At 44.8% G+C, this 13,712-nt stretch carries 11 protein-coding genes; 6 read left to right on the top strand and 5 right to left on the bottom strand.

All coding sequences use genetic code 11. The annotated features are described in order from the left end of the window. Nucleotides 1-112: 112 nt before the first annotated feature. Nucleotides 113-2,548, top strand: coding sequence for a glycosyl transferase (locus tag MKX34_RS12460; protein ID WP_036685988.1), 2,436 nt, complete (start codon nt 113-115; stop codon nt 2,546-2,548). 94 nt (nt 2,549-2,642) lie between these two features. Here the strand turns inward: MKX34_RS12460 and MKX34_RS12455 are convergent, their stop codons facing one another. From MKX34_RS12455 to MKX34_RS12440, 4 genes are all read right to left on the bottom strand, one after another. Next, entirely contained in the window at nt 2,643-2,951 is a 309-nt protein-coding gene (locus MKX34_RS12455; protein ID WP_076100657.1) for a hypothetical protein, read from the bottom strand. A gap of 104 nt (nt 2,952-3,055) precedes the next feature. Further along, nucleotides 3,056-3,691 carry a pyridoxamine 5'-phosphate oxidase family protein gene (locus MKX34_RS12450; RefSeq protein ID WP_076100658.1) on the bottom strand — a complete coding sequence of 212 codons (636 nt, stop codon included), beginning with the start codon at nt 3,689-3,691 and terminating at the stop codon, nt 3,056-3,058. 18 nt (nt 3,692-3,709) lie between these two features. Next, nucleotides 3,710-4,147, bottom strand: a complete 438-nt coding sequence (locus MKX34_RS12445; protein ID WP_339205103.1) for an HIT family protein — start codon at nt 4,145-4,147, stop codon at nt 3,710-3,712. A 223-nt stretch (nt 4,148-4,370) separates the two neighbouring features. After that, entirely contained in the window at nt 4,371-6,338 is a 1,968-nt protein-coding gene (locus MKX34_RS12440; protein WP_256717920.1) for a beta-L-arabinofuranosidase domain-containing protein, read from the bottom strand. A gap of 162 nt (nt 6,339-6,500) precedes the next feature. Between MKX34_RS12440 and MKX34_RS12435 the strand changes: the two genes are divergently transcribed. The 5 genes from MKX34_RS12435 (at nt 6,501) to MKX34_RS12415 (ending at nt 12,286) form a co-directional block, all read left to right on the top strand. Next, a complete protein-coding gene (locus MKX34_RS12435) occupies nt 6,501-7,367 on the top strand; it encodes an AraC family transcriptional regulator (protein WP_036685980.1) in 867 nt (288 codons plus the stop codon). 1,593 nt (nt 7,368-8,960) lie between these two features. Further along, the gene (locus tag MKX34_RS12430; protein WP_038570150.1) at nt 8,961-9,563 is read left to right on the top strand and encodes a YitT family protein; all 603 of its coding nucleotides are present in this window, start codon (nt 8,961-8,963) and stop codon (nt 9,561-9,563) included. Nucleotides 9,564-9,644: 81 nt separating this feature from the next. Next, entirely contained in the window at nt 9,645-10,907 is a 1,263-nt protein-coding gene (locus MKX34_RS12425) for a DNA polymerase IV (RefSeq protein WP_036685972.1), read from the top strand. A gap of 157 nt (nt 10,908-11,064) precedes the next feature. After that, nucleotides 11,065-11,829, top strand: a complete 765-nt coding sequence (locus MKX34_RS12420) for a threonine/serine exporter family protein (RefSeq protein WP_051491428.1) — start codon at nt 11,065-11,067, stop codon at nt 11,827-11,829. A 28-nt stretch (nt 11,830-11,857) separates the two neighbouring features. Then, nucleotides 11,858-12,286: a threonine/serine exporter family protein gene (locus tag MKX34_RS12415; protein ID WP_036685970.1), complete on the top strand. Its 429-nt coding sequence runs from the start codon at nt 11,858-11,860 to the stop codon at nt 12,284-12,286. Nucleotides 12,287-12,399: 113 nt separating this feature from the next. On the opposite strand, the gene MKX34_RS12410 is transcribed toward MKX34_RS12415, so the two are convergent. Next, the gene (locus MKX34_RS12410; RefSeq protein ID WP_076105516.1) at nt 12,400-13,284 is read right to left on the bottom strand and encodes a DegV family protein; all 885 of its coding nucleotides are present in this window, start codon (nt 13,282-13,284) and stop codon (nt 12,400-12,402) included. Between the last annotated feature and the right edge of the window lie 428 nt (nt 13,285-13,712).

Here is a 13,712-nt window from a genome sequence, read left to right as displayed (position 1 = left end):
AATCACTGCCTAATACTATCTTTTAGAAACAACGGAAAGAATCCCTTCCCTCGAGGGAATTTTTCCTGAAACTTATAAACGCGCGTTCACAATCGAAAGGAGACTTTCTCACATGAAATTCGGTACCTTTGACGACACTCGTAAAGAGTATGTAATTAACACACCAAAAACACCTTACCCTTGGATTAACTACCTTGGTAATGAACAATTTTTCGGACTTATTTCTAATACTGCTGGTGGCTATACCTTCTATAGAGACGCTCGTCTCAGAAGATTGACCCGTTACCGTTACAACAATATCCCAATGGATGCTGGCGGCCGTTACTACTATCTTTATGATGATGGTGATTTCTGGACTCCAGGCTGGATGCCAGTAAAACGTGATCTGGACTTCTACGAATGCCGTCACGGTCTTGGCTACACTTCCATTACTGGTGAACGCAACGGCATCTCTGTAAACCAGCTTGCTTTTGTACCTATGGGTCATAATGCTGAGGTACATCGTCTTGTAGTGAAAAACACGGGTTCCGCGAAGAAATCCGTTAAGCTATTCTCTTTTGCAGAATTCTGTCTTTGGAATGCACAAGATGATATGACTAACTTCCAACGCAATCTCAGCACTGGTGAGGTTGAAGTGAAGGGTTCTGTTATCTATCACAAAACAGAATACCGTGAGCGCAGAAACCACTACGCTTTCTACTCTGTTAACAAAGAAATCGCCGGCTTTGATACTGACCGCGAAGCTTTCGTAGGGATGTACAATGGTCTGGAAAGCCCGCAAGCTGTTGCTGCAGGTGAACCAACTAACTCCGTAGCGAGCGGCTGGTCCCCTATCGGATCGCACGCCCTGAACATTACTCTGGAGCCAGGCGAAGAGCAAAGCTTCATCTTTGTCCTTGGTTACATTGAAAACCCAGAAGAAGACAAATGGGAATCTCTGAACGTAATCAACAAAAAACCAGCAGAGGCTATGATCGAGCAATTTGCTACAGACGCTCAAGTGGACGCCGCTTTGGCTGCACTGGCTGCACACTGGGATAACCTGTTGTCCAAATATCAAATCCAAAGTGGCGACGACAAGTTGAACCGTATGGTTAACATCTGGAATCCATATCAATGTATGGTTACCTTCAACATGTCCCGCTCCGCTTCTTACTTTGAATCCGGTATTGGCCGTGGTATGGGCTTCCGCGACTCAAACCAAGACTTGCTCGGATTTGTACACCAAATTCCTGAACGTGCTAAAGAACGTATTCTCGATATCGCCGCTACACAATTTGAAGACGGCAGTGCCTATCACCAATACCAGCCGCTCACCAAAAAAGGTAACAATGAAGTCGGTACCGGCTTTAATGATGACCCGCTTTGGTTGATCCTTGGCACAGCTGCTTACATCAAAGAAACTGGCGACACATCGATTCTTGATGAGCAGGTTCCTTTTGACAGCAATCCGGATAACACAGCTACTCTGTTTGAGCACTTGAAACGCTCCTTCGAGCATGTAACTAACAATCTCGGACCTCACGGCTTGCCGCTGATCGGCCGTGCAGACTGGAATGACTGCTTGAACCTGAACTGCTTCTCTACAGAGCCGGGCGAATCTTTCCAAACTACTGCCAACATCGAAGGCCGCGTAGCGGAATCCGTATTTATCGCGGGTCTGTTCGTCTTCGTTGGACCGGACTATGCAGAAATCTGCCGGATGCGCGGACTTAATGATGTAGCTACGGATGCAGAAGCTAAGATTGACAACATGCGTGAAATCACACTGACTCACGGTTTCGATGGTGACTGGTTCCTGCGCGCTTATGACCACTATGGCGACAAGATCGGTTCCAAAGAAAACGAAGAAGGTAAAATCTTCATCGAACCACAAGGTATCTGTGTTATGGCCGGTATCGGTGTGGAAGATGGTCAAGCTGAAAAAGCTCTGACTTCCGTGCAAGAGCATTTGGATACTAAATACGGTATCGTATTGCAACAGCCACCATATTCCAAGTACTATCTGAACCTGGGTGAAATTTCTACGTACCCTCCGGGCTACAAAGAAAATGCTGGTATTTTCTGCCACAATAACCCTTGGATCATGATCGCTGAAACAGTACTTGGACATGGTGACAGAGCGTTTGAAATTTACGCTAAAATTGCTCCTGCTTACTTGGAGGACATCAGCGAAATTCACCGTACTGAACCTTATGTATACTCGCAAATGATCGCAGGTAAAGATGCCGTTCGCCACGGGGAAGCTAAAAACTCCTGGTTAACTGGTACTGCTGCTTGGAACTATGTAGCGATTACACAATCTATCCTTGGTATTCAAGCGGACTTCAATGGTCTGAAGATCGATCCTTGTATTCCTACAGAGTGGGACAGCTTTGAAATCACCCGTGTCTTCCGTGGAGATACTTATGTGATTCAAATCAAGAACCCGAACCATGTATCCAAAGGTGTAGCTAGTCTTACCTTGGATGGCGCAGCTGTAGAAGGTAACATCATCACTCCTGTTGGAGACGGCGCTGTACACCAAGTAGTTGTAGAACTGGGTTAATATAAAAAATCCGCTCAATCGTTCAAACGAACGGTTGAGCGGATCTAAAATTAACATTAGATGCCCCCTGAAGGATTCAGGGGGCATCTTTTTTTTACCCTTCCACAATATCCGCTCTTAAATCACTCGCAACCTCAAGCATTCTAGGAATCACGGCTTCATTGGCGCCAGAAACATAAATATCGCCCTGATAATGTCTAAATGGGATTGTTGTATCACCATAGCTCCACATAAAGAAATCTCCCTCAATGGACATGGTAGTGGCACCTGTTACTGTAAAAACTGATGTATAGGTGAAATCAGGTTTGGATGCGAAATATTGCTTACACTCTTCTAAAGATAGGGTTGTTGCTGAATCTCCATCATTCTGCATTGCTCTTGTCATCCGATAACGTTTACTCATTGTGATGCCTCCATTATTATCTTTAAAATGATCAGTTGCCTTATCCAGATCAAATATAGCATACAATGAAGGGCAAATCCCATTCCATTTCTAAGTCAAAAATGTTAATATAGCCGTTTTTCATAGCTTTCTTTTAGTGATTTCGAGATATCCTCTGGAGTAACTCCAAGTTTGCGGGCATGCTGCGCCAGTATTTTTGATGGATTAGGCAACACTTCTTTCGCAAGCCAATGATCGTCATCCCACAAATGTGACCGCTTAAAGGCTTTTGCACAATGCATATAACATTCTTCAACTTCCACGCCAATTCCAATGACCGGGACTTTACCATGCGCTTCCATAGGTTTCAATATTTCTTCATCCTTAACTATACTCGCGTGCCCATTTATTCTTAATGTTTCTTCAAGTCCGGGAATGATGAATATCAAACCGACTTTTGGGTTCTCAAGTATATTCCGCAAAGAATCAAACCGTCTGTTCCCAGGGCGTTCAGGGATCACTAAATGTTTATCATCCAACACGTGAACAAAACCTTCTGCGTCCCCGCGCGGAGAGACATCACAAGCACCGGACGAACCGCTTGTAGCCATAAAAAGCATTGGGGATTTTGAGATATAATCACGGCAATGATGATCTATAAAAGTTATGGTTTTGTTGTTAACCAATTCGCTTGGGTACCCAAATAAAGACCTTAACTCTTCTTCTGACTCTATAACTTTTTCGAAAAAGTTTGGCTTCATACTTCTCCCCCTCTCAACTTAATAAGCCCCAATGTTCTTATTTTTGCTCAAATATCCGCTTAATAATTGGGCGAAATTTTTTCTTGCTGTCTCATCCGATAACTTCCCATAAGTGCCATACAGATTATCCGCATGATATCTTGGAAACACATGTAGATGATAATGCCATACATCTTGGCTGCCATCCGGCTCATTATGTTGTCTAGAAGAAACGCCATCACATTTATAAACTTCTTTAAGTCCTCTAGCAACTTCAATCTCCAGCTCATGTATCCGGTTTGAAATTTCAACATCCAATGTGTAAATATTCTCGATATGCTGATTAGGGATGATTAGAACATGCCCTTCATTATTCGGATACCAATGAGAAGCAATAAAAGCCGTTATGTAATGATCTTGATAAATAATATCCGCTTGCTTAGAACGCACATGTTCATTTTCAATGCCCGAAACCAACAAACAAAAGGGACAAGTATAACCCTCTGGAGCATGATTATAAATATAGTCCGCCTCCACTGTTATAGGATTTAAGAATATTTCTATGTTTCTTCTAATTTCGCCATTTCGCGTGTGTTCTCCTTTTTGCAAAAAGAAAAGGACAGACTGTAAATTACAGCTGTCCCCCTTGGAAAATACTGATAAAACACATTCATTCCCGAGATCTATGTCTACCGATAACTTAAACGCTGGCTTCCGGAATCCATACCTTCATTTCACCACTGCCACGATTTCCCCATAAGTAATACGGAACCGCCTTAACCTTAACGGTTTGAACTGGTGCTTTGACTCTGCTGTAAAGCTCACCATTCCAGCCCTCTTTATCTGCACGCAGCCCCTCTGCCTCGACAACAACAGCGCCGCCGAGCAATGTCTCATCAAAAGCCGCAGTAAGTTCACTGCCTTCTTTTAAAGAAATTGAGCTTAAAGGCTCACCATTATCTATACTTTCAAGGCAATACACAAGAGGTCCACGCTGAATCGTTACTTTTTGAGCATCTGCACGCAAATTCGGATGTGCGTAGATACGATGTGCCTCCATAGGGTCATGCACTTCGATTACATCTCCTGCTCTCCACAGTCTCCGGATAACGAGGTATCCCTGCTCGATGTTCTCAGCAGTATTCATTGTTTCACCGTTGACTCTGATCTCCATACCTTGGCTCCAAGATGGAATCCGCAAGGCAATCCCAAACTCTGCTTCCGCTGCAGGATTAATCTTCAACGAGACTGTACCTTCCCATGGATAGTTACTCTCTTGCTGAATTGCAACATCTGTTCCACCCAGCTTTGTTGTCAGCTCACTGCCAATATACAAATTCGTATAGAGCGTATCACCATGGATCGTATAGATATATTGATTAAGCGAAGTCAGCAGACGCGCCACATTTGGAGGACAGCAAGCGCAGCCAAACCAGCCTTGACGCTCGGACTTCACATGATGTTTATCTGGGTTGCAGCTACATGCCTTAGGCCATACTTCCAGTGGATTTACATAAAAATAGTGCTTACCATCCTGTGCCATCGAACCCAACACATTGTTATAAAGCGCCCGCTCCATGACATCGGCATAACGTGCATCCGGCGATATTCTCAGCATCCGTTGTGCAAAAAAGATCAACCCAATAGATGCACAAGTCTCTGCGTACACCGAATCGTTAGGCAGATCATAATCGAAGGTGAAAGCCTCACCCCGATGCGTAGATCCGATCCCGCCAGTAATGTACATTTGCTTAGTAGTGATGTTATTCCACAGTCTCTCGCATGCTTCGCGAAGGGTATCATCTCCCGTAAGTGCGGCTAGATCAGCCATAGCAGTATACATATAAACCGCACGCACAGCGTGTCCTACAGCCACTTCCTGTTCTCTTACCGGAAGATGACTTTGGTAATATTTTAAATCTAAATTCTCCTTCTGACCTGTGAAAAAATTGATACTCCCCAGATTATCCCATTGTTGCTTTAAGAAATTCGGCTGTTGACCTCGCTCATTAATAAAAAAGCTGCTGAGCTTCAAATACCGCTCCTCACCTGTGAGCCGATACAACTTAACGAGCGCAAGCTCAATCTCCTGATGACCATCATATCCCCGCATTTTTCCTTCTTCCGGACCAAACACAGAATCGATATGATCAACCATTCGGCACATGATGTCGAGCAGTTTTCTTTTGCCTGTAGCTTCATAGTAAGAAACGGCGGCTTCAATGAAATGCCCAGCACAGTACAGCTCGTGGCAATCGTTCAGATTAGTCCAGCGTTTGCCGGGTTCTTTTATCGTAAAATAAGTATTTAAGTACCCGTCTTCCTGCTGCGCTTCTCCAACGAGGTCAATCACTTCATCCGCTTGACGCTCCAGCTCGGGATCACGTTTGATGCTTAAGGAATAACCTACGGCCTCCAGCCACTTGGCTACATCACTGTCTTGAAAAACCCAGCCGTAAAATTCGCCGCTCTTCCGGCCCGCAGCAATCTCAAAGTTAGCAATGGCATGACTGGGCTCAGCTCCCGCTGCTTTGTCGTGCAATGCCTCATATTGATACGGGATTACAACATCCTGTACCAGCTTTATATAACTTCCCCAGAAATCATCTTTAATGCTAACGGATTGATCTTTTACAACTTGCTGATCCTGGATCGTTTTATTCATCATCATCTTCCCCTTAGCCTTATTTTATACTCGCTAATTACAATTATAGAGCGTACAATAGATAAAAACTATAATCAGAAGCAACCCCTTTTTTGTACTATTTCACACTCCTATTTCCAAGGACAATTTGAGCTCGGACTACGATAAAAAGAGAGGTAGAACACAGTGAGTCCTTCCTATGTACATTTCGCAGCGCCGCCTTTTCCATATTTTCTGGAATGCAATCACACTGTTTATCAACCCGGAGAGCAGCATCCAAATAGAAGCCATATCGGCTTATTTGATCTGATTATTGTAGAGCAAGGTTGCCTATTTATCGGTGAAGAGCATAATCAATGGGAGGTTGCGGCTGGGCATACGCTGCTTCTGCTGCCTGACCGCTATCATTATTCCGTTAAGTCTTGCGAGGAGCTGACTTCGTTTATTTGGATTCATTTTCATACCCTCGCAGATTGGTCAAGCTCTGAAGGCGAGCCTGTGTATATCAACCGAGAGACACATTTCCGGCAGTTTCTTACTCATCCATATACCATTCGCATCCCGCAGTTTGGTCCCCTTCCTGATCCCTTTAAACGGAGTGGACAAGCTGAGAAGCTTTTACAGCTGTCCACTGGAAGACGTTCCAGTGCAGTTTGGGAGCAGCAAAGGATTTTTGAAGAAATGCTGCGGATGATGGATCTAGCGCAGCATGATACTTCAGAAAGTCATGCGGTAGAGATTGCCGAGAAGACAGAGACTTATATCCGCAATCATTATGCGGAGCCTCTCTCCAATGCCTCTCTGGCGGATGCGCTGCATTTTCATTATAACTACCTTGCCCGCTGCATGAAACGCGTATATGGACTGACTCCGATGGAGTATTTAACGGATTACCGTTTGGAACAGGCCAAGCTGCTTCTGCTTAAGACAGAGATGCCTATAGCTGCGATCGCAGAACGTATCGGTTTCGAGAGCACCGCCTACTTCTCTCGTCGCTTTACTCAGCAGATCGGAATCTCTCCGCTTCGCTTCCGCAAGCGGTATTCCCGATAACAGCAAAAACAGCACGTCTCATAATGGAGGCGTGCTGTTTTCGTTGTTAATGCGATGCTGTAGCTTTCTTGTGGGAGGCTGGCTTTCTTCTGTGCTGCTGGCTTACGTGATCAGCTTTGGATTAATTGGACGCGAGATGCTCCTCTAGCTCGGAGAAACTTAGGTAACTATTGTGATGGAGCAGTACTCCGATTGGCACATTTATTGTGTACCCGTGATCCGTCCTAAATCCTTCTGCTGCTCTTACTTCTTACTTCTTGCTTCTTGCTTCTTGCTTCTTGCTTCTTGCTTCTTGCTTCTTGCTTCTTGCAATAATTTTACCAGTTTACCTTCCTAGGCGTGGCGCACTCATACTTACCATAGGTCAACGCTGATTATGCGGCTCGACCCTCCAAAGCTTATCAGCAAGTAACTCACCGTATAGCCATCACACTACTCTCTGTATCCCCCGGAGACGCGTCTGCTTAATCATCCATTCATAGCACTCCCCGTTGCGGACCGGATTGCAGCTATTTCAGCATATGGGTTCATTTTGCGAAGGTTTCGGACTGTATAGTCCTTATTGCCCTTGATTTGCGCAGAAAAGGAGCACATTTGAGCGAATAGCTGCAACTGAGTCCGATAGTGTGACAAAACGAGCGGAATCATGGAAATAAGAGCAACTGAGTCCGAACAGTTGCTAAAAAGAACACTGCCTGCCGCATTTGATCCTAAACGTGCTACCTATTGTTTAAACTAGCTGTCTGGAGCTCAACCTAGCTACACTGTGCGGAATTATCTACCTATAGCTCAACCTATCTACACCGTGCGGAATTAGCTACCTATGGCTTAACCTAGCTACTCGTGCGCAGAATTTGTTACCTGTTGCATAACCTAGCTGTCTACGTCTCGAAATCAGCTACCTTTTGCTCGATCTTGATCGTATCGGACCGTATTGCACCTATTTGTGATTTTCGGCCCATTTTGCGGCAGTTTCGGACTGTACGACTCTTATTACCCTTGATTTGCGCAGAAAAGGAGCGCATTTGAGCGAATAGCTGCAACTGAGTCCGATAGTGTGACAAAACGAGCGGAATCATGGAAATAAGGGCAACTGAGTCCGAACAGTTGCTAAAAAGAACACTGCCTGCCGCATTTGATCCTAAACGTGCTACCCATTGTTTAAACTAGCTGTCTAGGGCTCAACCTATCTACTCCGTGCGGAATTAGCTACCTATGGCTTAATCTAGCTACTCCGTGCGCAGAATTTGTTACCTGTTGCATAACCTAGCTGTCTACGTCTCGAAATCAGCTACCTTTTGCTCGATCTTGATCGTATCGGACCCTATTGCACCTATTTGTGATTTTCCGCCCATTTTTCGAAAGTTTCGGACTGTATAGCTCTTATTGCCCATAATTTGCCCGCAATTGGACCATATTTGTGGGAATAGCTGCAACTGGGTCCGTTAGCTCGAAAAAATGCCTTGAATCTACCTAATAGGGTCTCCTGGGTCCGCATGATTAGGCCCGAAATCATTTTTTTTGCTTCACTGCAATTTTTTGGAAGTGACAAGCATATTTATAAGACATGCCTTTAATGTGGAGATGTTAAATATGCAGTCATTATTAAGATACGCGATCATCCTGATCGGAAGCTTGCTCATTGCAGCAGCAACTAATTTTTTTCTTGTCCCATATAAAATCCTAGATGGGGGAATAATAGGAATAGCCCTCATCATCAATTATTTATCCGATGCCAAAATCGGTATAGCTGTCCTTCTCTGCAGCTTTCCGATTTTCCTGTTAGCCTGGCTGAAGGAACGCGATATCTTTTTCAATAGTGTATTAGGTTTATTGACCTCATCGTTTCTGATTGAGCTTCTCGGTCCTTTGCAGTACCACTTTCTGTATTATTTTGAGTTCGGCTCCATTTCCAGCGCCATTATTGGCGGTTTTTTAATGGGAACGGGTCTTGGGCTTATGCTGCGGTTCAAAGCCAGTACAGGCGGAACGGATCTGCTTGCTCAATATATCAAAAGGTATCTCCCGCTTAATCTTGGACTCATCATTTTTTTGACAGATTTCATAATTATCGGCGCGGGGGGACTCCTGATTTCCAAAGAAACCTTCTTCCACTCCATCCTCACGATTATCGCTGGGGGTGTGGCCACAGGTCTCTGCACCTTGGAGACTGAAGAGAAATGGAAAAAAATATGAATATACACGATCATATGTTCGTATTATAATAATAAGAAAATCATCTACCGTATCTCTACCTCACCTGGAGAGTGTGAATCTATGAATAAAGAGCGTGTTATTTTGTTATCCGATTGTCAGAGCTTTTACGCCTCCGTGGAGAAGGCCTCTAATCCGCAATATAGCAACAAACCGCTTATTGTCGCCGGAGATCCGGCTAGACGAAGCGGGATTGTGCTTGCCGCTTGTCCGTTAGCCAAATCTTTTGGCATTACTACCGCCGAGACCTTGAAGGAAGCACTCGCGAAATGCCCCGAAGTAATCGTCGTCAGACCACATATGCAGCAATATATCGATGTTTCCTCCCAAATCACGGACATTCTACGCAAATTCAGTGACCTCGTAGAACCTTATTCCATCGATGAGCAGTTTATTGATATCACCGGCAGCCTCAGCTTATTCGGAAGCCCAAGACAGATCGCTGCGACCATTCAGGACTTAATCCGCAGAAATACAGGTGTGCGCGCACGTATCGGTATAGGTTATTCCAAGGTTACCGCCAAAATGGCTTGCGACCTGTGGGCCAAGAAGAACCCGGAAGGTCTATTTACTCTCACTCAGGAAGAGCTTCCAGATGTACTTTGGCCGCTGCCCATTAGTGAGTTGTTTATGGTAGGCCGCCGCATGTCCGCGCACTTCCAAAGCATGGGCCTCACAACGATAGGCCATTTGGCACAGATGCCGCTAAGCGAGCTGAAATGGCGCATGCGGGAGAAATTCCATAAAAAATGCGATATCGATGCCGAGCTGTATTGGCGAATTGCCAATGGCATCGACGATAGCCCTGTAAGTCCCGCTACCTATGAAGTAGCACCCAAGAGCGTCGGGCACCAAATGACACTGCCACGGGATTACTATACACTGCAAGAGATCAAGACCATCATTCTGGAGCTCTCAGAGCTGGTGTGCAGGCGCAGCCGCAAACTAAAGGTGCATGGTGCAGTCGTGTCTGTTGGCTGCCAAGGCGCCAGCTTTGATGACCCCAGCGGCTTCTCGAGGCAGACTACGATGAGCGATCCTACGAATGCAACCCAGCTGGTATACGAGGCCGCCCTCGCTCTTTTCAAACAGCATTGGGAAGGTCAGCCTGTGCGCCGAATTCATCTAAGCCTGTCCAATCTGTCTGACGAAAGCCAATATCAGCTAACCTTATTTGAGTCGCGCCCCCGCTACCGCGAGCTCGAACGGGCCACTGATGCGCTGAAGAATAAATACGGAGAATCGATCATTGGACGCGCCGCATCGTTCACAGATGCCGGACAACTTAAGGACAGATCCGGAAAAATTGGCGGGCACTATAAATAAACAGTGCATCTTTATACATTTTATTTCTTAAACTATATTAAAATATATCCCATATCGTTTATAATGCTATATTGAGGTTGTTATTTTCACACAATGAAGCGACAATCATAAGTATATACACATAGATATGTAACATTCCAGGGGAGGACCGGAGAAGTTGGAAAGCACGAGCAACACTAACACTACCTATTATGAAATCGTTGATCTCTGTCTTCTTGCTGGCAAGATCATGCTGCAAAACGGTGCAGAAACCTACAGAGTAGAAGATACAATGACACGTATGGCTGCTTCTCTCGGTTTTCCAGGGGCACACAGTTATGTGACGCCAACCGTTATTATGTTCACCACAAATAGAACGGAACCCGTTAAGTTATATCGGATTGCCGAGCGAACCACAGATCTGCAGAAAGTCTCGGAGGTTAATGATATCTCGCGGCGTCTGAACGAGCGTCAGATTACAGCCGAGGAAGCTCGGACACGATTAGGAGAGGTCGATGATGCCGCACATGCGTATCCGGTATGGCTGCAAATCATAGCTGCGGCACTTACCGGCGCTTGCTTCACCGTTATGTTTAAAGGCAGCTTGTGGGATGCTCTCCCCGCATTGCCGATTTCCGGGTTAGGTTATGCTGCGGTTATCTACCTGCATCGTCTTGTGCAGACTAGATTTTTTGCAGAGTTCTCTGCTTCCTTCCTGATCGGACTTCTAGCCTTCTATTCTGTAAAGCTGGGTATAGGTCAAGAAATGGACAAAATCATCATCGGCTCCGTGATGCCTCTAGTACCCGGTCTACTCATTACAAATGCCGTTCGTGATCTGATGGCCGGTCATCTGGTCTCAGGCATATCCAAAGGAGCCGATGCCTTTCTAACTGCTTTTGCAATCGGTACAGGCATTGGGCTTGTACTATCACTATTTTAATTCTCCATGTGAAAGAGGTTAGCCCTTCATGATTTTGCAACTTATAACCAGTTTTATCGCCGCGGCAACCTTCTGTATTTTATTTAATGCGCCTAAGCGCGCTCTACTGCAGTGTGGTTTTGCTGGAATGGTAGGCTGGATGGTGTATGTGATCCTTGATGTAGAGTGTGGGCCTGTTGTTGCTACGTTTGCAGCTACTGTAGTTGTGGGCATCGTCAGCCAGTTGTTTGCCCGATCCTTCAAAATGCCGGTTATTATTTTTAGTGTAGGCGGTATTATCCCACTTGTTCCGGGTGGCCTTGCTTACGATGCTATGCGCAGATTTGTGGAAGAAAACTATAATCTGGCTGTAGAAATCGCTGTTCGGGCATTAATGCTCTCTGGCGCAATTGCAGCTGGACTTGTACTGAGTGAAGTTATCGGACAAATGTTCCGCCGGCGTGCAAGCAAAGCATAATCTTCATACAACCAACGTCATCTCATAGATTCAAAAAAAAGAAATCGTCTCTTGGTATAATGAGGATCATCCGTCCCTCTTCCAAGAAGCGATTTCTTTGTTTACTGTCCTATCTACACAAGTACTGCTACAGGTTCGACCTCCGAATCAATACTATTGATCCGGTTATTTTTAATCCAAGAAAGTCCTACGGTACCCTCACCCGCATGAACAGCCACGGCAGGAATGTAAGTCATAATCTCCGTACGTAAATCAGGTGCCATCTCTTTGATGTCTTCTTCTAGCTTCAGCGCCATTTCTAAATTATTGGAATGCATGATGCACACATCGCTAACAAGTCCAGCATCCTGTTTAAAGATATCTAACAGCGCCTGCTTCGTCTTCTTCATCGTACGGATTTTTTCCACAACAATGACCTTACCCTCGTCAAAACGCAGCAGCAAATTTATCCGCAATAATTGACTAAGCACTACCTGTGTACCAGAAACACGCCCACTACGGTGAAGCTGGGACAAGCTTGCAGGGATTAAGTAGAAGGACATATTTTGAATGATATTCTCTATCTTTTCTTTAATTTCTAGGGCAGTAAAGCCCATCTTGTGCCAATGAATACCTCGCGTGATCATTTCCCGAATCGGATAAGCGCCAACCTTGGAATCAATTCCAATAACATTAGCTTCCGCTATCTCAGCACCTTGCATGGAAGCATTGTATGTTCCGCTAAGCCCTGTCGAAAGATGCACAGCAATAATCTCGTCATATTCTTCCTTCAACCGTTCGTATAACTCGATAAACTCACCGATTGGCGGCTGTGAGCTGCCTACTTGATCATGCTGACGCATTTTCTCATAGAACTCATCGATCGTAATATCTATATTTTCTTTATAACACTCGTTGTTAATAATCAGACGTAAAGGAACAATATACACATGGTTGTTCTTGGCGAACTCAGGATCGATTGTACATGTACTGTCGGTTACCCAGGCAATTGATTTCATGGTCACTTGTCACTTCTCTCTTTCATGAAAGGAATAGTAGAATGTTTGAAGAGACAAGGGCCACTAAACCTTCTCGGCCAATGAATCACTCTCTCATCCTGTACAATCAACATACGAATAGACCAGCGGTTTAGGAAGTCCTCGTGCGTATTCGTAAATTATACAAGATAACGAGCGATAAGATAGGCAAAACAGGACGATAATGCAAATTTTATTCATCTTTTTTCAACTTTATTCGACATTATTTCACATTATGTATGACGAATATACCTATCCTAATAGAGCCACTTCATGTTATGTAAAAGCCTAACCACAGCAAAAATATCCCCGTCCCCGCCCTCACCGTTCTTACATAAATCAGCGCTTGGTAGTTACATTAATAGGTACTCTTTACAGTTGTTACAGTACGGGGCTAAGTTATGATTTGG

This window comes from Paenibacillus sp. FSL R5-0636, assembly GCF_037974255.1.
Taxonomy (GTDB): Bacteria; Bacillota; Bacilli; order Paenibacillales; family Paenibacillaceae; genus Paenibacillus_AQ; species Paenibacillus_AQ odorifer.
Note: the sequence above shows the minus strand (reverse complement) of the source record. Positions and strands in the feature narration are given on the sequence as shown.

What these genes read in the sequence shown, in the direction of transcription:
- MKX34_RS12460 (WP_036685988.1), top strand. Translation starts at nt 113, where the DNA reads ATGAAATTCGGTACCTTTGACGACACTCGTAAAGAGTATGTAATTAAC.
- MKX34_RS12455 (WP_076100657.1), bottom strand. Translation starts at nt 2,951, where the DNA reads ATGAGTAAACGTTATCGGATGACAAGAGCAATGCAGAATGATGGAGAT.
- MKX34_RS12450 (WP_076100658.1), bottom strand. Translation starts at nt 3,691, where the DNA reads ATGAAGCCAAACTTTTTCGAAAAAGTTATAGAGTCAGAAGAAGAGTTA.
- MKX34_RS12440 (WP_256717920.1), bottom strand. Translation starts at nt 6,338, where the DNA reads ATGATGAATAAAACGATCCAGGATCAGCAAGTTGTAAAAGATCAATCC.
- MKX34_RS12430 (WP_038570150.1), top strand. Translation starts at nt 8,961, where the DNA reads ATGCAGTCATTATTAAGATACGCGATCATCCTGATCGGAAGCTTGCTC.
- MKX34_RS12425 (WP_036685972.1), top strand. Translation starts at nt 9,645, where the DNA reads ATGAATAAAGAGCGTGTTATTTTGTTATCCGATTGTCAGAGCTTTTAC.
- MKX34_RS12415 (WP_036685970.1), top strand. Translation starts at nt 11,858, where the DNA reads ATGATTTTGCAACTTATAACCAGTTTTATCGCCGCGGCAACCTTCTGT.
- MKX34_RS12410 (WP_076105516.1), bottom strand. Translation starts at nt 13,284, where the DNA reads ATGAAATCAATTGCCTGGGTAACCGACAGTACATGTACAATCGATCCT.